This window comes from Pseudomonas sp. NPDC077451 (assembly GCF_044543345.1).
GTDB lineage: Bacteria > Pseudomonadota > Gammaproteobacteria > Pseudomonadales > Pseudomonadaceae > Stutzerimonas.
Map to the genome: position 1 here is coordinate 112,372 of NZ_JBITVX010000008.1, position 24,869 is coordinate 137,240.

Below are 24,869 nucleotides of genomic sequence, written 5' to 3' on the forward strand. Positions count from 1 at the left end.
GGGAGCAGTTGCCCCAGCAGGCGGCTCAGAAGAGGCATCGGCCTGTCGCGGTCGACCGGTATTCGCGATGCCTCGGCGTTACCTAGCTGGCGTCAGGCCGCGAGGGCTTTGATCAGCGCTTCGTTGAACGCCGGAATGTCGTCCGGCTTGCGGCTGCTGATCAGATGGCCGTCGACTACGACCTGCTCGTTGACCCACTGGGCGCCAGCATTCTTCAAATCGTCGGTCAGCGACGGCCAGCTGGTCATCTTCTTGCCTTTGACCAGGTCAGCGGAGGCCAGCAACCAGGCGCCATGACAGATCACGGCTATGGTCTTGTTGGTGCGGGCCGCATCGCGAACCAGCTCCTGGGCCATCTCGTCGGTGCGGATGGTGTCGGAATTCACTACGCCGCCTGGAAGCAATACGGCGTCGTAGTCTTCCATGTGAATGGTGTCGAACGTCTTATCGACGTGAAACTTGGTGGCGGGCGTGGTGTGGTTCCAGCCGGTCACTTCACCGTTCGATGACGAAATGATCTCAGCGGTCGCGCCGGCTTTTTCCAGCGCCTCCTTTGGCCCAGTCAGCTCGACCTGCTCGAAACCGTCTGTCACCAGGATCGCGATGCGTTTGCCTTTCAGGGAATCGGCCATTTCGTTTTCCTCCTCGTCGGATTTCAAATTGATCTACTTGAAATCCGACCGCCATCTCAGCCAAAGTTCGCACTCTTTCCTTGGTGGCCTTGTGCTATCGACAAGGTCGAGCCGCTTTCTATGTCCATTGAACTCACCGACGAGCAGATCCGCAGCGTGCTGCAGGGGATCAGCGTGCCGCCGCAGCCCCAGATCATGGTCGACCTGCAGATGGAACAGGTCATGCCTGATCCTGACTTGCGCGCCATTGCCCGCCTGATCAGCCAGGATCCAGGGTTGTCCGGCGCCTTGCTGAAAACGGTTAACTCTCCGTTCTTCGGCCTCGCCAACCGCATCGCCTCGATCCAGCAGGCCGTCAACCTGCTAGGTTGCCGTTCAGTGATCAATCTGATCAATGCGCAATCGATCCGCGGCGAGCTGACCGATGCGGCGATCGTCACGCTCAACCGTTTCTGGGATTCGGCGCAGGATGTGGCCAGCACCTGTCTGGCGTTGGCCAAGCGCATCGGTCATCCGGCGCCTGACGAGGCCTATACCCTCGGACTGTTCCACAACTGTGGCATCCCGCTGATGCTGACCCGCTTTCCTGGCTATATGAGGGTGCTGGAGGAGGCCTACGCCAGTGTCGGTGCCGAAACGCGCATCACCGATGTCGAAAATCGGGTGCTCAACACCAATCATGCGGTGGTCGGGTATTTCGTCGCACGCTCGTGGAAGCTGCCGCAACATCTTTGCGAGGCCATCGCCAATCACCATAACGCGCTGGCGCTGTTCAACGATGAATGGAGCGACCCTCAAGTCAAAACGTTGCTGGCGATCCTGAAGATGGCTGAGCACATCTGCGCCTGCCATCGTGTACTGGGCGATCAGCCGGAGGACCATGAGTGGGATGCCGTGGCGCAGCTGGTGCTCGAATACGTTGGCCTCTCGGAATACGATTTCGAATGCCAGCGCGACATCATTCGTGAGCTGGGTGTTGGCTGACCGGGCCGTGCGTTAGCTGCTAAGGTCGCCTGCCGTTCCCTTCTCGATTTGCCTGTATGCCCGAACTCCCAGAAGTCGAAACCACCCGCCGCGGCATCGCTCCGCATCTTGTCGGCCAACGTGTCCGCCAGGTCATCGTGCGCGAGCGACGGTTGCGCTGGCCGATTCCAGAGGATCTGGACGTACGGCTGTCCGGTCAGCTGATCGAGTCGGTCGACCGGCGCGCCAAGTACCTGCTGATCAAGGCCGAGGTCGGCACCCTGATCGCGCACCTGGGAATGTCCGGCAGTCTGCGGCTGGTGCCGGCTGATCTTCCGGTGGGTAAGCACGAACATGTCGACATCGTGCTGGAATCCGGCATGGCGCTGCGTTACACCGACCCTCGCCGCTTCGGCGCCCTGCTGTGGAGCGATGATCCGCTGAGCCATGTACTGCTCGCCAGCCTGGGCCCGGAGCCGCTCAGCGATGGGTTCGACGGAGAGCGTCTGTATCAGATGTCACGTGGACGCAGCATGGCGATCAAGCCGTTCATCATGGATAACGCGGTGGTGGTCGGCGTCGGTAATATTTATGCGAGCGAGGCGCTGTTCGCTGCCGGAATCGATCCGCGGCGAGCGGCCGGCGCGGTGTCGCGGGCGCGGTACCTGAAGCTGGCCGTCGAGATCAAACGGATCCTGGCCTATGCCATCGAGCGCGGCGGCACCACGCTTCGCGACTTCGTGGGGGGCGATGGCAAGCCGGGTTACTTCCAGCAAGAGCTGTTCGTCTACGGTCGGGGCGGGGATTTTTGCAAAACCTGTGGTTCGACCCTGCGAGAAATTCGCCTCGGCCAGCGTGCCAGTGTCTATTGCGGACGCTGCCAGCGATGAAAAACCGATCAGCCATGCACTGCGCAGGCATTGACGGTGTTCACGATCAACAACCGGCGGCCACTGCTATAGTGACGCTCACTACAATCATCTGCCTCGTTTCGCCCAGCTGAAGGACCACACCATGAATCTGTTTCGCTCCACTGCTGTTGTCTTGGCCCTGACCACAGGTCTGCTGACGATGCCTGTGCAGGCGCAATCGGTACAGCAGAACGCCAGCGGCGATCCGATGTACACCGTCGAGGCCCCAAAAGCCTTTTCCATCGTTGGCGATTTGCTGATTGCCCGTCCGCTGCTGATCGCGGCCACTGTCGTCGGAGCCGGCCTGTTCGTCGTGAGCCTGCCGTTCAGCGCCATGGGCGGCGGCATCAAGGAGACGGGGCATGCGCTGGTTGTTGAGCCCGGTGCTGCGGCCTTTGCTCGCTGCCTGGGCTGCACCCGCGTCGGTTACAACCGCCAGGATTGATCCCAGCGGTTCAGCTTTACCGGGTCGGCGGTTTATCCGACTCGCTCTACGGCCTCGCCGCTTCATCGCGTGCGGGGCCGTGTCGTTTTCGGCTGTTGTGTATCTAACGTGCTGCGCAGCCAGCAGCCACGTTGTGGCAGCAACAGCTCAGCAGTCGTGGTCGACTTGAAGCCTCACCCATGGTGGTTAGGCGGCTCTTGCAACGGCGTGGAAAAACGGGCGTCTGTTTGGGGGCGGACCTCACCTTCAGGGCGAGGTCGGAAGGTCGATCAGGCTTTGCCAGTGATGATCATGTACTTCTGCATCAGCTCATCCTTGCTCTCGACATTGCTTTCATCGAGCGGGATGCAATCCACCGGGCAGACCTGTTGGCACTGCGGCTCGTCGTAATGGCCGACGCACTCGGTGCAGAGGTTGGGATCGATGACGTAGATTTCCTCACCCTGGGAAATCGCGCTGTTCGGGCACTCGGGCTCGCACACGTCGCAGTTGATGCAGTCATCGGTGATTATCAGGGACATCCAGCTAACTCCAGCTGCAGCATCGACCGCAGCACAGGTAAAAACGACGCGCCAATTTTGCCGCATCGACTCGCCCGGTGCACGCGGCAGTGCTCACCCTTCTGTCGGCAATCATCCGCCGCGCGAAGGCTGGGTGCTTCAGCGCGAGGCGTAGCGCTCGGTCAGCGCCTTCATCACCGAGGGGTGGACGAATTTGCTGACATCGCCACCAAGACGGGCGATTTCGCGGACCAGGGTCGAGGAAATATAAGAGAACTTTTCAGACGGGGTCAGAAACAGGCTTTCCACGTCCGGGACGAGCTGGCGGTTCATGTTGGCCAGCTGGAATTCGTATTCGAAGTCCGATACTGCCCGCAGGCCGCGCAGCAGCACGTTGGCCTTCTGCTCGGTGACGAAGTGCGCCAGCAGCGTGGAGAAGCCCATGACCTTGACGTTCGGCAGATGCGAGGTCACTTCCTTGGCCAATGCGACGCGCTGCTCGAGCGGGAACAATGGATTCTTGTTGGGGCTGGCAGCGACGGCAATGATGACTTCGTCGAACAGGCGCGAGGCGCGCTCGACCAGGTCGGTGTGGCCCATGGTGATCGGGTCGAAGGTACCCGGATACAGCACTCGATTCATCGCGGCGTCCTGACGCATGCGTGGGGGGTGGATGGTAGCGGCTCGGCGTCGGCAGCGTAAAGCATCAAAGCGGATGGCTGCCGAATGTCAGCACAACGAAGCCGTTCACGCATTTTTCAATCGTTCGGCCAATTGACTCGAGAGTTTCGCGGCGAGGCTGTAGATGGATAACTGCGGATTGGCCCCGATGCTGGTGGGAAACAGCGAGCCGTCGTGGATCGACAGGTTTTCCAACTGATGGTGCCGGCCAAGGCTGTCGGTGACCGCCTGACGCGGGTCTTCGCCCATGGCGCAACCGCCCATCACGTGAGCACTGCCGAGCCGGGTGCGATATAGCGCGAGATTCAGCCCGTCGATCATCTGGCGCGCTTGTCCGAGGCTGGTCGCATGGCTGGCGTCGTTGTGCAGTGGCAGGACCGTTCTGGCGCCGGCGGCAAACTGGATTTCCGCCATGCTGTGGTAGGCACGGCGAATGCCATCCCAGGTGTAGGGAGTCATCCGGTAGTCGAGTGTGGGCGTGCCGTCGCTGCGCAGCTGGACCTGCCCTTCGGCGCTCTCCGGGTGAAAACCGTCGCGCATCAGCGCAATCATCGCGTTGGTATGTGGCAGCTGCTCCATGCGCCTGGCGTTGTCGATACCGGCGCGGCCAAGCAGCGTCGCGGCCAGGGCCGGATGGATGGGCGGTACTTCAAGCTTGTAGGACATACGCCCGCGGGTGCCATCGTCCCATTGGAAATGGTCGGAATAGATCGACTGGGGCGCGCCGTAGAACGGGTTGATCACCTGCTCAAACTGGGCGGCGGAAAAATTCACCAGATGAAGAAAGGTGCGTTTTCCGACGCGCTGGTGTGGGTCGGGTGCATCGGAGCGCAGCAGGATGGCGGGCGTGTTGATACCGCCGCCGGCGAGGATGTAGTGACGAGCACGCACCCGAATCTTGTGCCCGGTCGGCGCAACGCTGCGCGCATCCATGGCGAGGCACTCCAGTGCGGTGACGCGCCCCTTGTCCACCACAAGACGGTCGGCGCGGGCGAGGTAGAGCAGCTCGCCGCCGGCATCCAGTGTGGCCGGGATGGTTGTCACCAGCATTGATTGCTTGGCATTGGTCGGGCAGCCCATGCCGCAATAGCCCAGATTCCAGCAGCCTCGCACGTTGCGCGGGATCACCGCCCAGCTGTAGCCGAGTGCGGCGCAGCCGTCGCGGATCACCTGATTGTTGGCGTTGGGTGGGAGCGGCCAGGGCTCGATGCCCAGCCGCTGCTCCATGCGCTCGAACCAGGGCGCCATGCTCTGTTCGGAGAGGTTCTGGACGTCGTGCTCGTCGGCCCAGTGCTCCAGTGTGGCGGCTGGCGTGCGAAAGCTCGACGTCCAATTCACCAGGGTCGAGCCGCCGACAGCGCGGCCTTGCAGAATGGTGATGGCGCCGTCCTTGCTGGTTCGTCCGATCGCTTCCTGGTAGAGCGAGGCGTAGGCGGCGGGTTCTTGCATGTCGAAGTCTTGGCTGCTGCGCAACGGGCCTTCCTCGATCAACAGCACCTTGTAACCGGCCGCGCTGAGGAACTCGGCGCTGGTGGCACCACCGGCCCCGCTGCCAACGATGGCGATATCGGCGTCGAGCGTGATGTCCTTCTCGAGCCGTGAACCGTCATGGGTTTTCCAGCCGCGGGCGATACCTTCGGCAAAGGGGTCGGTGACAGGCATTTCGGTTCCTCAGGTCGGGCGAGCGGTCTTCGTGTTCATCGCTAGATGACCGGTGGGCCGGGATACCCGCAGTGGCGCCAGGATTCCGGTCGGCCATACCACGCCATCAGGATCATCTGCTGAAGCGAGGCATGACCCTGCCGCAATAATGCAATCGGGCTGTTTTCCCAGCGCTGCAGCAACGCCTGAATCTCGCCGTCCTGCGCCTGCTCCCAGCCGCCCCAGACACCGGTCAGCGGGCCGCGGGTGAGCGGCAGGCTCAGCAGATCGAACAGCTGCGAAACTTGTTTTGACACGGCGGGTGGCAAGTGGGCGAGCCCCTCGTCAAGGCTGGTCAGGGTGCCCCGTACGGCGTCGGGCATGCTCGATTCCGGGACGGCGCCTTTCAGGATGATTGGCGTCAGGCGACGCAGCACCGGCAGGTCGCTTTCGCGCAACTGTACGAAGCCAGCAGCAGAATGCTCGGCACTGCAACCGGACAAACTGCCGATCAGGCCAGCGCCGGCGAGGGCCGCGCTGCCAAACAGGCCGACCCTGAGAAGGCTGCGGCGGGAAAATGGTCGCTCGGTATTGATCATTGTTGTTGTCACCGGCTGCGCTTTTCAGCGCACGAAGAGCTTGTAGACCAGCTTCTGCAGCGCCTTGCCGTAAGGGGGGTAAATCATCCGCGCGGCATTGAAACGTTGTTTGATAAAGACGCCTTTGGCCTTGCTGAAGGTGAGGAATCCATCGTGCCCGTGGTAATGGCCCATTCCCGACGGACCAACGCCCCCGAATGGCAGGTCATCTTGGGCGACATGCAGCAGCGTATCGTTGAGGCAGACCCCACCGGAATGGGTGTGGCGCAGCACATGGCGCTGCTCGGCTCGGTCATACCCGAAGTAGTACAGCGCCAGCGGCCGGGGCCGTGCGTTGACATAGGCGAGGGCCTGACCGATGTCGTCATAAGGCACCACCGGCAGCAGCGGTCCGAAGATCTCGTCCTGCATGACCTTCATCTCATCGGTGACATCGAGCAGGAGGCAGTGCGGCATTCGCCGTTCCTGGCCTTGCTCGAACAGCGGCAGCAGGCGTGCGCCCTTGGCCTGGGCGTCGTCCAGGTAGCCCTGCAGCCGGGCATGCTGGCGCCGGTTAATGATGGAGGTGTAGTCGGGATTGTCTGCCAGCTGTGGGTAAAAGCGTCGAACCACCTTTCGATAGGCCTCCACGAATTCATCGATGCGTGGCCGGGGTACCAGCACGTAATCCGGCGCGACGCAGGTTTGCCCGGCATTGAGCGTCTTGCCAAACGCGATCCGCTCGGCCGCATCGGCGAGCGGCACGTCGGTCGAGACGATCGCGGGCGACTTACCGCCCAGCTCGAGCGTCACTGGCGTCAGGTTTTCCGCGGCCGCTCGCATGACGTGCCGGCCAACGCTGGTGCTGCCGGTGAACAACAGGTGATCGAAGGGCAGCTTTGAAAAGGCGATACCCACATCTGCCTCGCCGAGGACAACCGCGACCTGATCGTCAGGAAAGATTTGTGCGAGCAGATCCTTGAGCAGCTGGCCAGTGGCTGGCGTGGACTCGCTCATCTTCAGCATCACCCGGTTGCCGGCAGCCAGCGCGCCGATCAGCGGGCCGATGGCCAGATACAACGGGTAATTCCACGGCACGATGATGCCGACCAACCCGAGTGGCTGGTAGACGACGCGGGCGCTGGCGGGCTGAAAAGCCATGCCCACACGACGCCTAGAGGGCTTCATCCAGCGCGTCAGGTGGCGTTTGGCGTGTCGAATGCCATCCAGGCTGGGCATGATCTCGGCTAGCCGCGTCTCGTCTGCCGAGCGGTTACCGAAATCCTCACTGATGGCATCGATCACCGGCTGCTGATGACTGGCGAGCAAATCGTGGAGCGCCTCCAGCCACTGCAGACGATCAGCGGCAGTAGGGCTGGGATAGGCCTGAAAAGCGCTGCGTTGACGCTCGAATAACGCCTGCAGATGTTCGGCTTCGAAGTGGCTGGGATGCGGATACACGGCGTCGGCAAGCACTAGAGACGCTCCGGAAAGGCGACAGATCGACGATTTCTAGAGTAAAAACTCTAAAGTGTCAAACCTGTGCGCAGCACGATGGCCGGGTTACCTTTGCGTTCCGGCTTTAGCACGACGAAAGTAGCTTTCTGCATGTCACCCAAACCGAGCACCCGCGAGCGTATCCTGCAAGCGAGCCTGGAGCTGTTCAATGCTCAAGGCGAGCGCAGCGTGACCACCAACCACATCGCTGCACACCTGGAGATATCGCCGGGTAACCTCTATTACTACTTTCGTAACAAGCAGGCGATCATCGCCGAGCTGTTTGATCGCTATGAGGTGGCGGTCGACGGTTTTTTACAGGTCCCCGAAGGGCGGGCCGTGACCATGGACGACAAAACCGTCTATCTCGAGTCGCTGCTGTCGGCAATGTGGGACTACCGGTTTTTACATCGGGACCTGGAGCATCTTCTCGGCGGTGACGAGGCACTGGCCGGGCGTTATCGATTGTTCTCAGCGCGTTGTCTGAAAAATGCCCAAGCGATTTATCAAGGATTTGTTGATGCGGGTATCTTGCGCATGGGAGCAAAGGAGATTGAGGCGCTCACCTTAAATGCCTGGATCGTAGCAACGTCTTGGGTTCGCTTTCTCGGTACAAACGGCGAACGTGACTTCGATCTCGTCGCGTTGCGCCAAGGTGTTTATCAGTTGCTCGCGTTGGAGTTTGGATATCTCGCGGACGACGTGAAAGGCCAGGTGACAATGCTTGCTGGCAGCTTCCTGGCACGCCCTCAAGTGACAGTTAATTGACTGCTTATTCCTTTCGTCGCCTCAGATCCAATATATTGGCACTTGTGATGGCTGTTTGATATCGTGGTGATGTCACAAGCAGTCGCGAAGGATTTGCTGAGCTTCGTCCCCTCCCTGCGTTCGTCCCGAATACGCGCAAGACAAGCACAACTGAGAAAACCATGAGCATCAATTCGTTGATCGTGTCTAGCGAGGTCCCGTCTAGGCCTCCCTTTCGACCAAAAGTCATGCTGGTGTTTGGCACAAGGCCCGAGGCAATCAAGATGGCACCCCTGGCGCAGGCGCTGCGTGATGCAGAGGATCTTGAGCTTTGTCTGTGCGTTACCGGGCAGCATCGGCAGATGCTCGATGATGTGCTGCGCCTGTTTGCACTCACGCCTGATCATGACCTTGACGTCATGACGCCAGGGCAAACTCTTAATGGTTTGAGTGCTGCAATAGTTTCCCGGCTCGATCCGGTACTCGAGGCGGAACAGCCCAACATGGTGCTCGTGCACGGTGACACCACGACCTCGTTCGCCGCGGCGCTGGCCGCATTCCATCGCTCGATACCAATAGGGCATGTGGAAGCAGGACTACGCACCGGCAATCTCTACGCGCCCTGGCCGGAAGAAGCCAATCGACGACTGACCAGCGTTCTTGCAGAGCTGCACTTTGCCCCCACCGCCACTTCACGCGATAACCTGCTTGGCGAGGGAGTATCGGCGCTTCGGGTTGACGTTACCGGCAACACGGTGATCGATGCGCTGCTCTGGATGCGGCAGACGCTTCGTGAACATGCCTGGAAGCCCGAAGACCCTGTACTGGCGGCATTGCCCGAAGGTGCCCGGATCGTCCTGATCACCGGCCATCGGAGGGAGAATTTTGGTGACGGCTTTTTGCGTATTTGTAGTGCGCTTCGTGACCTTGCTCTGCGTCATCCGAGTGTTCGCTTCATCTATCCCGTGCATCTCAATCCGAACGTTCAAGAACCGGTCTATCGGCTATTGGATGGGCTGCCCAACCTGATTCTGGTTCCCCCGCTGGGCTATCAGGCGTTCGTTTATCTGATGGATCGGGCGGCAGTAATCCTGACCGACTCGGGAGGCGTGCAGGAGGAAGCACCCTCACTTGGCAAGCCCGTATTGGTAATGAGGGATACCACGGAGCGGCCCGAAGCCGTGGCCGCAGGGACTGTGCGGCTCGTCGGTACGGATGAGGGCCGGATAGTCGAGGAAGTGTCGCGTCTGCTGCTTGACCCTGCGGCATACGCAAAGATGCAGCACGCCCACAATCCCTATGGGGATGGCAACGCTTGCGCACGTATCCTTGATCGGTTGCGGAAGCGGCTTATCTCAGGATGCGCAGAATGACGCCGGATTACGTCTATCTGCTAATCGAAGCTGTTTCTTATTACTTGTATGCATTGAAATGGGTCACGCTGGTTCTGGCCTCCTTGATGCTTGTGCTGGGGCTGGATGACCTGTTCATCGACCTCGTTTACTGGGGCCGCACCACGTGGCGCAATCTTGGTCTTTTCCGCCGCGTCGAGCGAGCGGACGAGTCTCTGCTCTATTCGGTACCTGAGAAGCCGCTGGCGATCATGGTTCCCGCCTGGCGCGAGGTGGGAGTAGTTGGAGCCATGGCCCATCTGGCGGCTTCTACACTGGATTACGAGAACTACCAGATATTCGTTGGTACTTACCCCAACGATCCCGAAACCCAGGCCGATGTGGACGCGGTGTGCATGCGTTACCCCAACGTGCACAAGGTTGTCTGCGCACGACCTGGCCCCACCAGCAAGGCCGATTGCCTTAACAACATCATCGACGCGATATTGCGCTTTGAAAACCAGGCCAAGCTCAATTTCGCCGGTTTTATCCTGCACGACGCAGAAGACGTCATCTCTCCGCTCGAGCTGCGTTTGTTCAATTACCTGCTACCGCGCAAAGATCTCATCCAGGTCCCGGTCTATCCATACGTCAAACGGTGGTGGAATTTCACCACTGGCCACTATGCGGACGAGTTTGCCGAACTCCATGGCAAGGATGTTGTTGTGCGTGAGGCGCTGGTCGGCCAGGTGCCGAGCGCTGGGGTGGGAACCTGCTTCAGTCGTCGGGCTGTCGTTGCGTTGCTTGAGGACGGCGACGGTATTGCCTTCGACGTACAGAGTCTGACAGAGGACTATGACATCGGTTTTCGTCTCAAGAACAAGGGGATGACCGAGATATTTGCGCGCTTCAGTGTCCGGGATGAGCGCCTATCGCCGCTGGGCGAACGCAACATCGGCGTTAGCAAGCGATCAGCAGGCGTCATCTGTGTTCGAGAGCACTTTCCGGAAACCATGGAGACTGCCATACGGCAAAAAGCCCGCTGGATAACCGGTATCGTTTATCAGGGAACCCGCACGCTGGGTTGGAGCAGCCATCCTTTCCTCAATTATTTCCTGTGGCGAGACCGTCGCGGTGCGATCAGCAACGCGGTCGGCCTGCTGGGCTCGCTGGTCTTTGTGCAACTGCTGCTTGTTTGGTCTGTGAGCCTGATGTTGCCGGACGCGTGGCATTTCCCTTCGGTTTTGGGGGATAGCGCCGCCTTGCATGTGCTCCTTGTGGTCAATGGCGTACTGCTGCTCAATCGGCTGATCCAGCGTTGCTACTTCGCAGGATCGTTCTATGGGGTTATGCAAGGCGCGCTCGCAGCGCCAAGGACGCTTTGGAGTAATTGGGTCAACTTCTTTGCCAACCTTCGAGCGCTCAAGCAGGTGCTGGCGATGGGCGATTCCAGGAGAGTCGCCTGGGACAAAACGTTGCATGAGTTCCCCGCATTGGTGGACTCGCCGCGCCGCGAGCCTATCGGTCGTCGCTTGCTCAGTGCTGGCGCTATCACGGCCGAGCAGCTTGAGGAGGCATTGATATCTACCCGGCATCGGCGAATCGGCCGGGAGCTGCTGGCGCGCGGATGGATTGATAGCCTCCAACTTGCGCAGGCCCTGGCCGCGCAGGCTGATCTTGAATGGATACCGCTAAACCCTTTCACTATCGACGCGCAACTCATCGAGCAGCTGCCTGCAAGATTAGCGTTGCGCTACTCGGTTCTACCGATCGCGGAGCTTGATGGAAAGCTTGTCATCGCCTCCGAGCGCGAGCTGAGTCAGGTGAGCCTCGGCGCCATGTCACGCCAGCTGGGCCGGAAGATCATCTGCAAGATTGCTCCCCAGGGAAGGGTGACCGTCGGGCTGCGCTATTGGTACTTGCGCCATACAACGGACAGCTCTCGCGAGCTGATCGAACAGCTCGCCGAACGCCGCAACGACCCGGAGCTCATCGAGCAAGTATGTCGACATCAAGTCCTGCTCGGTGACGTGATCCAAGAAGTAGGCATGCTGTCGAGTACGCTTATGGCTCAAGCGCTGATCGACTTCGAACCGGAGGAGGAGAGCTTGGGCGCTTCTCTTGTCCGACGTGGTCTGGTCAGCGAGGCGGTAATCCAGAGCGCTCTGAAAGAGCAGCGGGCGGAGCAGCGGGCCGGGTTTGAATTGCTGATGGAGCATGCGTGATGAGGGTATCTCAATCAGTAGTGAAGAGTATTGCGATGGCGCTGCTGCTCGGGCCGATTTCAGCTCTAGCTGGGCAAGGCAATTTGGTTAGCGAGGTTCAGCGCTTTCGCAGCTACCCGTTCATCGACAAGGCCTATCAGGCGCTTCGTAACGATGAGCCTGTCGAGGCAGAGAAGCTTTCGCGCCACGTACTCGATGAGATCTCTCCGCATGTCATCGAAGCGCGTGTGATAGTTGTGCAAGCGCTTGACCAGCAAGGGCTGTACAAAGAAGCGCTGGATATGGCGGCTTCCTTGCCACCAGGGGATCAGGCTGCGCTTGTGCAGTCATTGCGTTTGAACTGGATCAACCAGGGAGATCTCTCGGCCGCGATTGTGGAAGGGTGGTTGGCTGAGGGAGCAGATGCAGCTCAGCGCGAGCAGGTGTTGCGAAGCTATGCACAGCGGTTGCATGAACTGCACGGTCCCATTGCTGCCCTTCGTTGGCTGCAGGGGCGACCGGCCAGCGAGCTGACCGTTACCGCTCTGCTAGAGAGATCGGTCTTCGCCGAGCAGGCAGAGCAATGGATGGCGGTAATTAGCGACTTGGAGCCGTTGGCTGCGGATGGGGTGTTGCCGGCCGAAAGCTGGCGTCGTCTTGGCCTCGCCTATGTATTGACCGACAACGACAGATTGCCCGCTTATCTGCAGTCCGCTCCGTCGAGCGAGGATGAAGCTGGCCTAAGGGTATCGGCTGCCGAGCGGGCGATAGGGCAAGGCCAGGCCAAGCAGGCCAAACAGCTGCTCCTGCCATTGGAAAGAGCCCAAGCACTCTCGATGCCGCAGCGGGCGCTGCTGCTACAGGCTGCTCGTGACGACGGTGACGTGGCCTTGGCCACGGAGCTGGCCGTCCGTTTGGATCGGCCATGTCTGGAATCGATCGAGTGGCTATCGGTTGCGGCGCCACAGCTGGCCCGCGAGGCGCTTGGTGACTGTTCCCCAGCAATAGATCCGCGCCATTGGCTCATTCTGGCTCAGCGCCTTGAGGCGGAACATACACTGATGTCGGCGATCCTGCCCGAGCCGTGGAACACGCAGCGGCAGGACTACCTGCTGGCACGGTGGCTGGCCCGTAACGAGTTTGCGAAGGCCCGCGACTGGTTGCAGCAGCAGGCACCGTCACCACGACGCACTGCTCGACTGGCGCAGATTGCTCAGTCCATCGGTGACAAGAATGCCGCGGCAAGCGAATGGCGAGAGCACTACCGCGCGACAGGAGAGATCCGTTCGGCCGATCTGGCCAGTTTCCTGTGGCTGCAGGCGGATCGACCGGCAGAAGCACGTGCTTTTCTCGCGGATGTTTGGCAGCGTCGCGGCGAATTGCCGGAGCCCCTGTTGAGTCGCTTGGTTGACCTCTACGTGCAGGCCCCCGATCTGAAAGTTTCGCAGCTCGATGAGTTCGCCAGGCAGTTGCCGCCTTCGGCTCGTGGTCGACTGTACGGGGCGCTTGCGGCGCAAGCGCGTTGTGGCGTTCTTGCGCAGTTGACGGTCAACGCGCCGACCGACGTCGAAGAATTGCGTGCGCTGGGTGTTTGTTCGCTTCCCCAGCAGCCTGGGCAGGCTGTGGTCTATCTCCAGCTCGCGGCCGGCGCAGGGGACATTCAGAGCCGGGGACAACTGGCCTATGCGTTAGCCGCGGCTGGGCTTCCTGAGGATGCCTATGCTCAGTGGAGCTCCATGCCGGCTGACGAACTCGACATCGAAGCGCGTCTCGCGTTGTCTCGTGTCGCTTTGACACTCGGTCATCTGGATGCCGCGGAGCAGCATTGGCAAGACGCGCGATCGCGCACGTTGGAAGGCTGGAGAATGGGCGCTTTGATCTCCGAAGCCCGTGGACGTGACGACCAAGCTCTGGAGCGATACCGTCAGGCGCAGGCGTTGGGTGAGCAGCCAGCAGATTACTATCAGGGTGCTGTGGTTGCATTCCGCGCTGGCCGGGAAGAGCTCGGGATGCAATGGCTGCGTCGCGAGACCGAACTCGCCCCGGAGAACGGCCTGTTTCTGCAGGAATATGGGATGCGCCTGGCCGCCGCAGCTACACCCGCGGAACGTGCCCAGGCGGTTGCTCCGCTTAGCAAGGCTGCCATGTTGTTGCCGGAGAATACCGATCTGGCGCAGGCGCTTGCCTTTCGCCTCATCGAGACGGGAGAACTCGAAGAAGCGCGCGCGCAACTGCGCCGTAGCATCGACTTGTTGTCTGTCGAGGCTTCAGAGGAAACTCAGCGTTTCGCAGCGCGGCGGCAACACGAGAGCCTGGAGCGCCGCAATCGCATCAGTCTCGCTACCAGCTGGTCGCCAGATGGCGTAAGACGCAGCGCAGGACAGCGTCGGAACGATGAGTTTTCCCATGGCGTCCTTCTGGATCACCCCCTAGACAGCCCGTTTGCGAATAGGCTCTCGGCTTACGGTCGAATCATGGGGGCCGGGAAGGACGGTGATGCGCTGGATACGATTGGCGGAGGGGTAGGGTTGCGCTATATGCCGTTCCAGTCGATCAATCTGAATCTCTACGGCGAACTCTTTAGGGAAGACAAACGCGTGGCTGACAATGATCTGATGCTTCGCGCCAGTGCTTCCTTCCTCGATGAGGGTGAGTATCGCAATGATTGGCGCGTGGACCAGAGCCACTGGCCGGAGCGTTCGTTGTACATGGACGCCGCTTGGTGGGTGGACGAGTCGGAGCGCTTGCTGGTCACGAGGTTCACTCGTGGTCATGCATTCAAGTTGCCCACCTCCTCAGCCCAGACGCTTGGCCCCTATTTGGTCGGCCAAGGCACCGAGCAGGACCGCCAACAGGATCTGCGAGTCGGCGCGGGCCTGCGTTGGCAGCTTTGGTTCGATGATGACCGCTATAACGCCTACCGTCGCCGGCTGAGCATGAGCGTGGAGTATCAGCAGGCTCTGGGCGGGAACCTATACGAGCGTGCCAACGGCCTGCAGATCGGCATCGAGCTGGCATTGTGAGGCGGTTGCTCATTGGCATTCTGCTGAGTTGTGTAATGCGCGGCGTGGCTGCTGATGCACTTTTCTACCAACCCCAGACCAACGATGCGGTTGTTGAGCCGGATCAGTGGACTGAAATCTGGCGGCAGAGCAAAGCGCACGGATTTGATCGAGTTATCGTTCAATGGACTCGTTATGGCGACGAGGATTTCGGTGGTGATCATGGTTGGCTGCGCAACGCGTTGCGCCAGGCACGACAGGCAGGGCTTGGGCTTGTGGTGGGGCTCTATCAAGACCCTGACTATTTTTCTCGCCTCAACGACCTCTCTGGGCTATCGCGCTACTGGATAGAGCTGTTCGATCAAGTACTTTTACAGCAGCGTCTATTGTTAAGCGAGGGCGTGGTCGCCGATGCGTGGTACCTCCCTGCCGAACTGTCTGACCGGACGTTTAACGATCAGGATCGTCGCAAGGATCTACTCGAACAACTAAACGGCCTAATGCAGCACCTGCAGCAGCCGTTACAACTAAGCGCATATAGCACCGGCCAGCTGGCCCCTGCCGCAAACGCCCGGTGGTTGGATGAGCTGCATAGCGTCGGAGCGATGGTCTGGTGGCAGGATGGCGTTGGGGTCGCGGAATTGCCAACGCTGGTGAGAACGGCGTACGTGCAGGCCTTGTCCTGCGAGACGGGAATCGTTAGTGAAGCGTTCAGACGAACTAGTGTCGGTAATGAGCCGTTTACAGCCGTTCCGGCTGATCCACAGCGTTATTCGTCGTGCCACCCGTCAGCAGTTTTTTCGTTGCGCTATATGCCGTGGGGCGCTGCTTTCCCAAGGGCTAGCCGGTAGCGCCTGCCAGCCACTCCGGTATTCGCCGCTCCAGGTAATAGCAAGGTTTGAGCGGCGAGCCTTCGACGAAGCCAACGTGCCCGCCGGTCCTGTGCAGTTCCAGAATGGTGGTTGCGGATAGCACATCAGGCTCGGGCACGCTGTGGCGGAAGACGAAGGGGTCGTCTTCGGCCTGGATCAGCAGCGTTGGGATGCGGATGTCGGGCAGGAAGTAGCGGCTTGAGGCGCGGCGGTAGTAATCGGTTGCATCGGCATAGCCATGCAGTGGGGCGGTGAAGCGGCCGTCGAAATCCCAGAAGGTTCGCATGCCTTCCAACGAGCCCAGACGCTGCAGTGCCGAGAGATGGAGATCATCGCCGTTGCTCGCGAAGAGGCGCTGCTTGTCTTTCACGTAGGCCACCATCTCGCGCATGAAGTGCGCCTGGTACACCCGCGAAAAGCCGACGCCGATACGGTCGGCGCACTGGTCCAGGCGAAACGGCACGGACACCGCCACGGCTTTTTGCAGCGGTGCTGCCTGGCCGGTTTCGCCGAGGTATTTGAGCAGCACGTTGCCACCGAGCGAGTAGCCCACGGCATACAGCGGGGCCAGTGGCCGCGAGGCTTGTAGATGAGCTATGACTTCGCTCAGATCATCGCTTGCACCGGAGTGATAGGCGCGCGGCAGCAGGTTTGGCTCGCCCGAGCAGCCTCGCCAGTTGATCGCGATGCTTGCCCAGTTCCGGTTCGCCAGCTCCTGTTGCAGGCCGAGCACGTAGAGTGAGCTCGATGAGCCGGTCAGGCCGTGCAATACCAGTACGAGCGGTGCGTCCGCTTCATGCGGCCCATGCCAATCGAGATCGATGAAATCGCCGTCAGCGAGCCACAGCCGCTCACGGCGGCGTTGCAGCAGAGGCGTACGGCGGCAGAACGGGTTCCATAGCGTTTGCAGATGGCCGCCGGGCAGCCACCTGGCCGGGGCGAAGGGGCGATCCATTTCGAGTGCGGCGCTGGTATCAGGAATGGTGGGCATGGTCACCCAGGCTCGATTGCAATGCGGGTCCGTATCATTGGCCGGCTTTGCCCGGCCAGAAGAGCGCTGCTCTGAGGCTTAGTCTGCGCCGCTGCGCTCCCACAACGCATAGTTCACTTTGCCCGCCTGCTTTTCACGGTGCAGGCGCCAGTTGCAAGGTAGGCCAAGACTGGAGGGGGCGGCTTCGCTCTCGGTATAGACCCAGGCATGCTTGGCCAGCCAGCCCCTGTTTTCAAGCAGCTCGCAGGTGGGCTGCAACAGGTTCTTGTTGAACGGCGGGTCCAGGAACACCAAGTCGAATGGGGTCGGGTTCTGGGTTTCCAGATAGCGCAGGGCGTCGCTTTGCAGCAACTGGCCCTGGCCGCACTTGAGCGTGTCCAGGTGCTTGCGCAGATTGGCGATGGCATTGGCGTTTACATCCAGCGCGAGGGCCATGCTGGCACCGCGCGACAGGGCCTCAAGATAAAGTGCGCCACTTCCGGTGTAGGGGTCGAATACCCGTGCGCCTGAAAGATAAGGTGCGAGCCAGTTGAACAGCGTTTCGCGGACGCGATCAGGGGTCGGTCGCAGGCCTTCGGCGTCGGGGAAAGCGAAGCGTCGGCTGCGCCACTCACCGCCGATGATACGCAGCTGGCCCTGGCCCCCATGGGCGGAGGGACGGAGGGGTGGATTGGCCATCAATGCTCCGGAACGCTGCTGGGTTGTTCGAGGGGCTTCGTGCTGGGCGGTGGCAGCGGCTTCTGCTCAACCTGCGGGCCCGCGGTGACGATCACGAAGTCGTTCGGGCTCAGATGCTTGTTCATCGCAGCCTTGACGTCTTCGACCGACAACGCCTGGACCTGTTGCATGAAGTCTTCAAGGTAGGTCAGCGGCAGGCCATAGAAGCCGATGCTGCCCAGCTGGCCGACGATGTCACTGTTGCTGGCTGTGGACAGCGGGAAGCTGCCGGCGACTTCGCGTTTGCTGCGCTCAAGCTCAGCGCTGGTCGGGCCGTTCTGCAGGAAGTCGGCAACCAGTCGCTGAACCAGCTCCAGCGTACCTTCAGCCAGCTCAGCGCGGGTCTGCAGGTTGATCATGAAGGGACCAGCGACTTGCATCGGGCTGAAGCCTGAATAGATACCGTAGGTCAGGCCGCGCTTTTCGCGGATTTCCTCCATCAGGCGAGTGCCGAAGCCACCGCCGCCGAGGATTTGGTTACCTAGATACAGCGCGGCGTAATCCGGATGGCCACGCGGAATCCCCAGCTGCGCCAGCATCAGATGAGTCTGGTTGGAGGGGAACTCGATGTGCTGGGTGCCGGCGGTTGGCTCGCTTGGCGAGGGCGGAGGCGGCAGGGCCGGGCCCTGAGGCAACGCTGCGGAAACCTGCGCGGCGATGGCTTCGGCCTCCTCGCGGCTGAGGTCGCCAACCAGCGCGATTATTGCATTACCGGCCGTATAACCCTGTTGATGGAACGCGCGCAGCTCCGCAACGCTGATGCCTGGGATCGACTCGGGCGTACCTTCGCTGGAGTGGGCATAGGGATGATCGCCATACAGCTGTTCGAATAGTTCGATGCTGGCCAGCTTGCCTGGGTTCTGTTTCTGGAATTCGAAGCCGGCCAGGACCTGGTTCTTGATTCGCTGCAACGAGTCTTCGGGAAAGGTCGGTTTGCCCACGACCTGGCTGAACAGACGTAGCGCTTGCTCGCGCTTGGCCGGCTCGCTGAGGCTGCGCAGGCTGGCGACCGCCATGTCGCGGTATGAACCGTTGCCAAAATTCGCGCCAAGGCCTTCGAAGCCCTCGGCGATAGCGCTGACATCCTTGCCCTCGACGCCCTCATTGAGCATGGCATTGGTCAGCATTGCCAGGCCGGGCACCCCATCATCATGGCTGCTGCCGGCGGCAAAGGTCAGACGCAGGTCGAACATGGGCAGCTGGTGCGCCTCGACGAACAGCACCTTGGCGCCACCATCGGTCTGCCAGCTCTGGATGTCCAATTCGCGCCGGGCCAAGGGTTTGTCGCCGAGCTCGGCCAAGGACTCGAGCTGAGTGCTGGCTGCTTCAGCTTCTTCAGCTTCTTCAGCCTCTTTGGCGATCGCCTGTCCGGATTCGGACGGTGTGGCGACGGTTTCCTCGGTGGGAACCGGGATCGATGCGGCGGCGTGGCTGGCTTCTTCGGTGCAGGCGGCCAGGCCGAGGCAGGACGCCAGCGCCAGGCCGAGCAGGCCGCGACGCAACAGGTGGCGATCACTCATCGCTGGACTCCTCGGGTAGAACATGGGCAACGCTCAGGCGAGAGCGGGTGAAATAGGTACGGGCGGCTTCCTGAATGTCCTCTGGGGTAACGGCTTCCAGAGCGCTGAGCTCTTCGTCCATCAGCCGCCAGGAGAGGCCAACGGTTTCCAATTGGCCAATGGTGGTGGCTTGCTGGGTAATGGAGTCGCGCTCGTAGACCAATCCGGCGATGACCTGCGCGCGGACCCGCTCCAGCTCTTCGGTGGACGGCGCGGTTTGCTTGAGCTGTTCCAGCTGCTTCCAGAGGCCCGCCTCGACTTCTTCCAGCGTTCGGCCTTTCTGCATGTTTGGTGCAGCACTCAGAACAAACAGTGTGTCGCCGCGGGCGTAGGCGTTGTACCAAGCCGAGGCGCTGGTCACCAGCTCCTCGCCGCGCTCAAGCTGCTGGGGAAGACGTGCGCTGTAGCCGCCGTCGAGCAGCGCGCTGATCAGCCGCAGCGCATGGATCTGACTCGGCTCCTCGCTGGTGGCCAGACTCGGTGTGTTGAAGGCCATGATCAGGCTGGGTACCTGAGTCTGCACATGCAGGCGCAGCCGGCGCTCGCCGGGCTCGTCCAGTTCCAGGGGACGTTTAGCGTTCGGCACGTCCTGTTTCTCGATCGGCCCGAAGTAGCGTTCGGCCAAGGTCCTGACTTCGTCCACCGTGACGTCACCGACCACCACCAGGGTCGCATTGTTGGGCGCATACCAGCGCTCGTACCAAGTGCGCAGATCTTCGATGGTCATCCGCTTGAGGTCGGCCATCCAGCCAATGGTCGGGATGTGATAGCCGCTGGCAGGGTAGGCCATGGCCTCGAAGCGCTCGAAGGCCAGCGCGCTAGGCTTGTCATCGGTGCGCAGCCGGCGTTCTTCCATGATCACTTCGATTTCGCGCTCGAATTCTTCAGGCGGTAACTTGAGGCTCGCCAGACGATCGGCTTCCAATTCGAACGCCACGGCCAGGCGATCGCGCGCCAGGACCTGGTAATAAGCGGTGTAATCGTCGCTGGTAAAAGCGTTTTCCTCGGCACCCAGTTCGCGAAGGATGCGAGAGGCCTCGCCTGGGCCAAGCTTGCGGCTACCCTTGAACATCATGTGTTCGAGCGCGTGGGACAGGCCTGTCTGCCCCGGTGACTCATAGCTGGAGCCGACCTTGTACCAGAGCTGGGAGACCACAATCGGCGCCCGGTGGTCCTCGCGCACGATCACTTTAAGGCCGTTATCCAGAAAGAATTCGTGGGTGGGCTGGGCTTCGGCAGCCATCACCAGCGGAAGGTATAAAGTGCCGAGTAGCAGGGCTGCGGCGCGGCGTAGCATCAAAGGCATAGGAGAAAGGCTCGTTCAGTGATCGATCCCGCCCGCGATAATGCCGGCTGGTGAGGACACGCGGGCCATGGTACTGGTGCCCTTGTGTCAGGGCAAAGGCATATAAAGCTCGCTTTGCCAACGCAGAAGACTGGGCGGATGGCCACGCTTAGCGCAGGCCGATGCGCAGTGCTAGGATAGCGCCCGTCTGGCTGGTGGCATGGCCGCCGGCGTATCGCCCTCTTGAGAAAATCTTCTCCATGTTTGGTTCCAACGACGATAAGAAGGCGCCGGCCGAGGCTGGCGAGAAAAAAGGCTTGTTTGGCTGGTTTCGCAAGAAACCGCAGACCCCAGGGGCCGAACCGCCGCCTGCCGAGCCGCTGGAAGACAGCCAGCCGTTCGCCGATGAGCCCGATACTGCCTTGCCCGACGAGGTAGAGACGGCCGAAGAGCCCTTGCGTTCTGAGCCTGAGGCTACCGAAGCGGAGCCCGAGCCTGCGCACGTTAAACCGGACGTTGAATTGCAGATTGAGCCGGAGGCAGAGCCCGAGCCTGCGCCGGAGCTTGTCCATCCTGAAGAAGTGCCCGAGTCGCCAATCCTCGCTGAGATTGCCGTCGAACCTGCACCTGCACCTGCACCTGCACCAGCCGCACAAGAAGCGCCCGCCAAATTGGGCTTCTTTGCCCGGCTCAAACAAGGCTTGTCGAAGACCAGCGCCAGCATTGGCGAAGGCATGGCCAGTCTGTTTCTGGGCAAGAAGGCCATCGATGATGACCTGCTCGACGAGCTGGAAACTCGCCTGCTGACTGCGGATGTCGGCGTAGAGGCCACCACTGCCATCATGCAGAACCTGGCGCGCCGAGTCTCGCGTAAGGAGCTGGCCGACAGCGGCGCGTTGTACAAGGCTTTGCAGGAAGAACTGGCCAGCTTGCTCAAGCCTGTCGAGCAACCGTTGCTGATCGACAGCAGCAAGCAGCCGTTCGTGATCCTGGTGGTAGGTGTAAACGGCGTTGGCAAGACCACGACCATTGGCAAGTTGGCGAAGAAACTGCAGCTGGAAGGCAAGAAAGTCATGCTGGCCGCAGGCGATACCTTCCGTGCGGCGGCAGTCGAGCAGCTGCAGATTTGGGGTGAGCGCAACAACATTGCGGTGATTGCTCAGCACACGGGTGCGGATTCCGCTTCGGTGATCTTCGACGCAGTGCAGGCTGCCAAGGCCCGAGGCATTGACGTGCTCATCGCGGATACCGCCGGGCGCCTGCATACCAAGGACAATTTGATGGAGGAGCTGAAAAAGGTCCGTCGCGTGATGGGCAAGCTTGACGATTCTGCGCCGCACGAAGTGCTGCTGGTGCTCGACGCCGGAACCGGTCAGAACGCTATCAATCAGACCAAACAGTTCAATCAGTCGGTCGAGCTGACAGGCCTGGCGCTGACCAAACTCGACGGTACCGCCAAAGGTGGTGTGATCTTTGCGTTGGCCAAGCAGTTCGGCACCCCTATCCGCTATATCGGCGTCGGCGAAGGCATTGATGATCTGCGGACCTTCGAGGCGGATGCCTTCGTCAATGCCTTGTTCGCCGAGAAAGGGACGGGCGGAGCCTCGTCATGATTCGTTTTGAACAGGTGGGCAAGCGCTATCCCAACGGCCACGTCGGATTGCACGAACTTTCCTTTCACGTGAAGCGCGGTGAGTTCCTCTTCGTCACCGGTCACTCCGGAGCTGGCAAGAGCACCTTGTTGCGCTTGCTGCTGGCGATGGAAAGACCTAGCAGTGGCAAGCTGCTGTTGGCCGGCCAGGACCTTTCGCGAATCAGCAATGCGCAGATTCCCTTTCTCCGCCGGCAGATCGGTGTGGTATTTCAGAACCATCAGCTGCTGTTTGATCGCACCGTTTTCGACAACGCCGCATTGCCCTTGCAAATCCTCGGGTTGAACAAGCGCGAAATTGGCCAACGCGTAATGACCGCGCTGGAGCGTGTCAGTCTCAAGGACAAAGCACTGCAGTACCCTTCCGATCTCTCTACGGGCCAGCAGCAGCGCGTCGGTATCGCCCGCGCCGTGGTGCACCGCCCGGCGTTGCTGCTGGCCGACGAGCCGACCGGTAACCTCGATCCGCGGCTGGCAGCCGAAATCATGGGCGTATTCGAAGACATCAACCGTCTCGGTACCACCGTGCTGATTGCCAGTCACGATCTGGCGCTGATCGCCCGTATGCGTCATCGCATGCTCACACTGCAGCGTGGTCGATTGATCGGCGATGGAGAGGCCACCCGATGAGCGCACCCGAGCAGAATCCGAACCCAGCTGAACGCGCGGGCGGTGTACGCAACAAGCCCGAGCAGCCCAGAAGCGACGAACCGGACTTCAAAGCCTTGTTTCATGCCTGGGTGGAAAGCCACCGGGCCAGCGTGGTCGATAGTGTCGGCAGGCTGATCAAACAACCGATCGGTAGCTTTTTTACCTGTCTGGTCATGGCGGTCGCGTTGAGCTTGCCGATGGGCTTGGCGCTGTTGCTGGACAATGTCGAGCGGCTCGGTGGCTCCTGGCAGCGGGCAGCCCAGATTTCGCTGTTCATGCAGCTGGATGTGGATGCGACGCAGGGGCAAGCGCTTCGCGAGCAGATCCTGGCGATGCCGGACGTGTCCGAAGCCAGCTGGATCAGCCGAGAACAGGCGCTGGAGGAATTTCAGCAGCTGTCGGGGCTTGGCGAGGCCTTGCGAGAACTGCCGGAAAACCCGTTGCCCGGTGTGATCCTGGTGACGCCTAACGAAGTTGATCGCGATAACCTCGAGGCGCTGCGCCAACGCTTGTCGGAGTTGCCCGAGGTCGAGCAGGCCCAGTTGGACCTGCTATGGGTCGAACGGTTAACCGCCATTCTCAAACTGGGTGATCGGTTCGTGTTCGGCCTTAGCCTGTTGCTGATCGCCACGCTGCTACTGGTGATTGGCAATACCATTCGCCTGCACATCGAAAACCGCCGCACCGAGATTGAGGTGGTCAAACTAGTCGGCGGAACCGACGGCTACGTGCGGCGTCCGTTTCTCTACATGGGTGCTTTGTACGGGCTGGGGGCGGGCCTGATTGCCTGGGGTTTGCTCGCCTATGGGCTCGCCTGGTTGAACGAGGCGGTCATTGGATTGGCTGGCTTGTATGGCAGTGATTTCGGTTTGGCGGGCGTACCAGCCGACGATGGGCTGTCACTTGTGCTAGGAGCCGTGCTGCTGGGTTACATAGGCGCTTGGCTTGCGGTTGCTAGGCATTTGAGCGAGCTTTCTCCGCGCTAACTTATTGATTTATATGGTTTTCGATTGCTGTAAGGAAACTTTTCCACAGGCTTGCAGTCTCATGCGGCAGTGCTAAACTGCTGCAGCTTCATTTTTGGAGGACCTGCATGACATCTAATCTCCAACCTGTTCAAGCCCTGGTCCCGGGAGGCAATCTCGAGGCCTACGTGCAGACGGTCAACAGCATTCCGCTGCTCACGGTCGAGCAGGAACGCGACTTGGCTGGACGTCTGTTCTACCAACAGGACCTTGAGGCCGCCCGTCAGATGGTGTTGGCCCACCTGCGTTTCGTTGTACATATCGCCCGTAGCTATTCCGGCTACGGTCTGGCACAGGCCGATCTGATCCAGGAAGGCAATGTCGGCCTGATGAAGGCGGTTAAACGCTTCAACCCTGAAATGGGCGTGCGCTTGGTTTCCTTTGCCGTGCATTGGATCAAGGCCGAAATCCACGAGTTCATCCTGCGCAACTGGCGCATCGTAAAAGTTGCCACGACCAAAGCGCAACGCAAGCTGTTCTTCAATCTGCGTAGTCAGAAGAAGCGTCTGGCCTGGCTGAACAATGACGAGGTCGAGCGGGTTGCCGACAGCCTCGGCGTTGAAGCCCGCGAAGTCCGCGAGATGGAAAGCCGTCTCACCGGGCATGACATGGCTTTCGATCCATCTGCCGACGCGGATGATGACAGCGCCTATCAGTCACCAGCGCATTATCTCGAAGATCATCGTTACGACCCGGCGCGGCAGCTCGAAGATGCCGACTGGAGCGATAACTCAAATACGAATCTGCACGAGGCGCTGGACACGCTGGATGAGCGTAGCCGCGATATCCTCCAGCAGCGTTGGCTGAGTGATACCAAAGCGACGCTGCATGATCTCGCCGCCAAGTATGGGGTTTCTGCGGAGCGGATTCGTCAGCTTGAAAAGAATGCGATGAACAAGCTCAAGGGTTCAATCCAGGCTTGATAGCCGAAGCCTGAGCTTTCTAGTCCAGAGCCCAAAGGCGCTGCAACTGCAGCGCCTTTTTTT

At 60.6% G+C, this 24,869-nt stretch carries 22 protein-coding genes; 12 read left to right on the forward strand and 10 right to left on the reverse strand.

Annotated elements, in window-relative coordinates; genetic code table 11:
• Positions 1 to 92 precede the first annotated feature (92 nt).
• Positions 93 to 632 carry a type 1 glutamine amidotransferase domain-containing protein gene (locus tag ACIGHL_RS14370; RefSeq protein ID WP_128120423.1) on the reverse strand — a complete coding sequence of 180 codons (540 nt, stop codon included), beginning with the start codon at positions 630 to 632 and terminating at the stop codon, positions 93 to 95.
• A gap of 174 nt (positions 633 to 806) precedes the next feature.
• Here ACIGHL_RS14370 and ACIGHL_RS14375 point away from each other — a divergent pair, with 174 nt between their 5' ends.
• The 3 genes from ACIGHL_RS14375 to ACIGHL_RS14385 all read left to right on the forward strand — a co-directional run bounded on the left by ACIGHL_RS14375 (position 807) and on the right by ACIGHL_RS14385 (position 2,951).
• Positions 807 to 1,616 carry an HDOD domain-containing protein gene (locus ACIGHL_RS14375; protein WP_181690000.1) on the forward strand — a complete coding sequence of 270 codons (810 nt, stop codon included), beginning with the start codon at positions 807 to 809 and terminating at the stop codon, positions 1,614 to 1,616.
• 56 nt (positions 1,617 to 1,672) lie between these two features.
• Positions 1,673 to 2,485: a bifunctional DNA-formamidopyrimidine glycosylase/DNA-(apurinic or apyrimidinic site) lyase gene (gene mutM, locus ACIGHL_RS14380; RefSeq protein WP_128120421.1), complete on the forward strand. Its 813-nt coding sequence runs from the start codon at positions 1,673 to 1,675 to the stop codon at positions 2,483 to 2,485.
• Between the two features lie 124 nt (positions 2,486 to 2,609).
• Positions 2,610 to 2,951, forward strand: a complete 342-nt coding sequence (locus ACIGHL_RS14385) for a hypothetical protein (RefSeq protein ID WP_045423621.1) — start codon at positions 2,610 to 2,612, stop codon at positions 2,949 to 2,951.
• Between the two features lie 269 nt (positions 2,952 to 3,220).
• On the opposite strand, the gene ACIGHL_RS14390 is transcribed toward ACIGHL_RS14385, so the two are convergent.
• The 5 genes from ACIGHL_RS14390 to ACIGHL_RS14410 form a co-directional block, all read right to left on the reverse strand.
• Positions 3,221 to 3,472 carry a YfhL family 4Fe-4S dicluster ferredoxin gene (locus ACIGHL_RS14390; RefSeq protein WP_045423623.1) on the reverse strand — a complete coding sequence of 84 codons (252 nt, stop codon included), beginning with the start codon at positions 3,470 to 3,472 and terminating at the stop codon, positions 3,221 to 3,223.
• Between the two features lie 138 nt (positions 3,473 to 3,610).
• Positions 3,611 to 4,093 (reverse strand): pantetheine-phosphate adenylyltransferase, encoded by a 483-nt coding sequence (gene coaD / locus ACIGHL_RS14395; protein WP_045423625.1) that lies wholly within the window; start codon positions 4,091 to 4,093, stop codon positions 3,611 to 3,613.
• Positions 4,094 to 4,198: 105 nt separating this feature from the next.
• Entirely contained in the window at positions 4,199 to 5,794 is a 1,596-nt protein-coding gene (locus ACIGHL_RS14400; protein WP_128120420.1) for a GMC family oxidoreductase, read from the reverse strand.
• 41 nt (positions 5,795 to 5,835) lie between these two features.
• The gene (locus ACIGHL_RS14405; protein ID WP_128120419.1) at positions 5,836 to 6,372 is read right to left on the reverse strand and encodes a twin-arginine translocation pathway signal protein; all 537 of its coding nucleotides are present in this window, start codon (positions 6,370 to 6,372) and stop codon (positions 5,836 to 5,838) included.
• 24 nt (positions 6,373 to 6,396) lie between these two features.
• Positions 6,397 to 7,827, reverse strand: coding sequence for a coniferyl aldehyde dehydrogenase (locus ACIGHL_RS14410; protein WP_128120418.1), 1,431 nt, complete (start codon positions 7,825 to 7,827; stop codon positions 6,397 to 6,399).
• Positions 7,828 to 7,959: 132 nt separating this feature from the next.
• On the opposite strand from ACIGHL_RS14410, the gene ACIGHL_RS14415 reads away from it, so the two are divergent.
• The 5 genes from ACIGHL_RS14415 to ACIGHL_RS14435 all read left to right on the forward strand — a co-directional run bounded on the left by ACIGHL_RS14415 (position 7,960) and on the right by ACIGHL_RS14435 (position 15,983).
• Positions 7,960 to 8,616, forward strand: a complete 657-nt coding sequence (locus ACIGHL_RS14415) for a TetR/AcrR family transcriptional regulator (protein ID WP_128120501.1) — start codon at positions 7,960 to 7,962, stop codon at positions 8,614 to 8,616.
• A 161-nt stretch (positions 8,617 to 8,777) separates the two neighbouring features.
• A complete protein-coding gene (gene wecB / locus ACIGHL_RS14420; protein WP_128120417.1) occupies positions 8,778 to 9,968 on the forward strand; it encodes a non-hydrolyzing UDP-N-acetylglucosamine 2-epimerase in 1,191 nt (396 codons plus the stop codon).
• Complete coding sequence (locus tag ACIGHL_RS14425; protein WP_128120416.1) at positions 9,965 to 12,151, forward strand: glycosyl transferase family protein; 2,187 nt, start codon at positions 9,965 to 9,967, stop codon at positions 12,149 to 12,151. Before wecB ends, ACIGHL_RS14425 begins: the two co-directional genes overlap by 4 nt.
• Positions 12,151 to 15,153 carry an NfrA family protein gene (locus tag ACIGHL_RS14430; protein WP_128120415.1) on the forward strand — a complete coding sequence of 1,001 codons (3,003 nt, stop codon included), beginning with the start codon at positions 12,151 to 12,153 and terminating at the stop codon, positions 15,151 to 15,153. The genes ACIGHL_RS14425 and ACIGHL_RS14430 overlap by 1 nt, the downstream gene beginning before the upstream one ends.
• Positions 15,154 to 15,188: 35 nt before the next feature.
• Positions 15,189 to 15,983, forward strand: a complete 795-nt coding sequence (locus tag ACIGHL_RS14435) for a DUF4434 domain-containing protein (RefSeq protein WP_128120414.1) — start codon at positions 15,189 to 15,191, stop codon at positions 15,981 to 15,983.
• Here ACIGHL_RS14435 and ACIGHL_RS14440 read toward each other — a convergent pair.
• The 4 genes from ACIGHL_RS14440 to ACIGHL_RS14455 form a co-directional block, all read right to left on the reverse strand.
• Positions 15,973 to 16,959 (reverse strand): hydrolase, encoded by a 987-nt coding sequence (locus ACIGHL_RS14440; protein ID WP_128120500.1) that lies wholly within the window; start codon positions 16,957 to 16,959, stop codon positions 15,973 to 15,975. The two genes, ACIGHL_RS14435 and ACIGHL_RS14440, sit on opposite strands and share 11 nt — an antisense overlap.
• 114 nt (positions 16,960 to 17,073) lie before the next feature.
• The gene (rsmD, locus tag ACIGHL_RS14445) at positions 17,074 to 17,673 is read right to left on the reverse strand and encodes a 16S rRNA (guanine(966)-N(2))-methyltransferase RsmD (protein ID WP_128120413.1); all 600 of its coding nucleotides are present in this window, start codon (positions 17,671 to 17,673) and stop codon (positions 17,074 to 17,076) included.
• Positions 17,673 to 19,232 carry a M16 family metallopeptidase gene (locus ACIGHL_RS14450; protein ID WP_128120412.1) on the reverse strand — a complete coding sequence of 520 codons (1,560 nt, stop codon included), beginning with the start codon at positions 19,230 to 19,232 and terminating at the stop codon, positions 17,673 to 17,675. The genes rsmD and ACIGHL_RS14450 overlap by 1 nt, the downstream gene beginning before the upstream one ends.
• Positions 19,225 to 20,577: a M16 family metallopeptidase gene (locus tag ACIGHL_RS14455; protein ID WP_128120411.1), complete on the reverse strand. Its 1,353-nt coding sequence runs from the start codon at positions 20,575 to 20,577 to the stop codon at positions 19,225 to 19,227. Before ACIGHL_RS14455 ends, ACIGHL_RS14450 begins: the two co-directional genes overlap by 8 nt.
• A 239-nt stretch (positions 20,578 to 20,816) precedes the next feature.
• Between ACIGHL_RS14455 and ftsY the strand changes: the two genes are divergently transcribed.
• The 4 genes from ftsY to rpoH all read left to right on the forward strand — a co-directional run bounded on the left by ftsY (position 20,817) and on the right by rpoH (position 24,806).
• Complete coding sequence (gene ftsY, locus ACIGHL_RS14460) at positions 20,817 to 22,169, forward strand: signal recognition particle-docking protein FtsY (RefSeq protein ID WP_128120410.1); 1,353 nt, start codon at positions 20,817 to 20,819, stop codon at positions 22,167 to 22,169.
• On the forward strand, positions 22,166 to 22,837 hold the full coding sequence (ftsE, locus tag ACIGHL_RS14465) for a cell division ATP-binding protein FtsE (RefSeq protein ID WP_045423654.1): 672 nt from the start codon (positions 22,166 to 22,168) through the stop codon (positions 22,835 to 22,837). Before ftsY ends, ftsE begins: the two co-directional genes overlap by 4 nt.
• The gene (gene ftsX / locus ACIGHL_RS14470; RefSeq protein WP_128120409.1) at positions 22,834 to 23,844 is read left to right on the forward strand and encodes a permease-like cell division protein FtsX; all 1,011 of its coding nucleotides are present in this window, start codon (positions 22,834 to 22,836) and stop codon (positions 23,842 to 23,844) included. Before ftsE ends, ftsX begins: the two co-directional genes overlap by 4 nt.
• A 107-nt stretch (positions 23,845 to 23,951) precedes the next feature.
• Positions 23,952 to 24,806, forward strand: a complete 855-nt coding sequence (gene rpoH / locus ACIGHL_RS14475; RefSeq protein ID WP_045423658.1) for an RNA polymerase sigma factor RpoH — start codon at positions 23,952 to 23,954, stop codon at positions 24,804 to 24,806.
• Positions 24,807 to 24,869: the final 63 nt, after the last annotated feature.

What these genes read in the sequence shown, in the direction of transcription:
- ACIGHL_RS14390 (WP_045423623.1), bottom strand. Translation starts at nt 3,472, where the DNA reads ATGTCCCTGATAATCACCGATGACTGCATCAACTGCGACGTGTGCGAG.
- ftsX (WP_128120409.1), top strand. Translation starts at nt 22,834, where the DNA reads ATGAGCGCACCCGAGCAGAATCCGAACCCAGCTGAACGCGCGGGCGGT.
- ACIGHL_RS14425 (WP_128120416.1), top strand. Translation starts at nt 9,965, where the DNA reads ATGACGCCGGATTACGTCTATCTGCTAATCGAAGCTGTTTCTTATTAC.
- wecB (WP_128120417.1), top strand. Translation starts at nt 8,778, where the DNA reads ATGAGCATCAATTCGTTGATCGTGTCTAGCGAGGTCCCGTCTAGGCCT.
- ACIGHL_RS14435 (WP_128120414.1), top strand. Translation starts at nt 15,189, where the DNA reads ATGCGCGGCGTGGCTGCTGATGCACTTTTCTACCAACCCCAGACCAAC.
- ACIGHL_RS14370 (WP_128120423.1), bottom strand. Translation starts at nt 632, where the DNA reads ATGGCCGATTCCCTGAAAGGCAAACGCATCGCGATCCTGGTGACAGAC.
- ACIGHL_RS14405 (WP_128120419.1), bottom strand. Translation starts at nt 6,372, where the DNA reads ATGATCAATACCGAGCGACCATTTTCCCGCCGCAGCCTTCTCAGGGTC.
- rpoH (WP_045423658.1), top strand. Translation starts at nt 23,952, where the DNA reads ATGACATCTAATCTCCAACCTGTTCAAGCCCTGGTCCCGGGAGGCAAT.
- ftsY (WP_128120410.1), top strand. Translation starts at nt 20,817, where the DNA reads ATGTTTGGTTCCAACGACGATAAGAAGGCGCCGGCCGAGGCTGGCGAG.
- ACIGHL_RS14450 (WP_128120412.1), bottom strand. Translation starts at nt 19,232, where the DNA reads ATGAGTGATCGCCACCTGTTGCGTCGCGGCCTGCTCGGCCTGGCGCTG.
- ACIGHL_RS14415 (WP_128120501.1), top strand. Translation starts at nt 7,960, where the DNA reads ATGTCACCCAAACCGAGCACCCGCGAGCGTATCCTGCAAGCGAGCCTG.
- ftsE (WP_045423654.1), top strand. Translation starts at nt 22,166, where the DNA reads ATGATTCGTTTTGAACAGGTGGGCAAGCGCTATCCCAACGGCCACGTC.
- ACIGHL_RS14455 (WP_128120411.1), bottom strand. Translation starts at nt 20,577, where the DNA reads ATGCCTTTGATGCTACGCCGCGCCGCAGCCCTGCTACTCGGCACTTTA.
- ACIGHL_RS14430 (WP_128120415.1), top strand. Translation starts at nt 12,151, where the DNA reads ATGAGGGTATCTCAATCAGTAGTGAAGAGTATTGCGATGGCGCTGCTG.
- ACIGHL_RS14385 (WP_045423621.1), top strand. Translation starts at nt 2,610, where the DNA reads ATGAATCTGTTTCGCTCCACTGCTGTTGTCTTGGCCCTGACCACAGGT.
- mutM (WP_128120421.1), top strand. Translation starts at nt 1,673, where the DNA reads ATGCCCGAACTCCCAGAAGTCGAAACCACCCGCCGCGGCATCGCTCCG.
- rsmD (WP_128120413.1), bottom strand. Translation starts at nt 17,673, where the DNA reads ATGGCCAATCCACCCCTCCGTCCCTCCGCCCATGGGGGCCAGGGCCAG.
- ACIGHL_RS14440 (WP_128120500.1), bottom strand. Translation starts at nt 16,959, where the DNA reads ATGGATCGCCCCTTCGCCCCGGCCAGGTGGCTGCCCGGCGGCCATCTG.
- ACIGHL_RS14400 (WP_128120420.1), bottom strand. Translation starts at nt 5,794, where the DNA reads ATGCCTGTCACCGACCCCTTTGCCGAAGGTATCGCCCGCGGCTGGAAA.
- coaD (WP_045423625.1), bottom strand. Translation starts at nt 4,093, where the DNA reads ATGAATCGAGTGCTGTATCCGGGTACCTTCGACCCGATCACCATGGGC.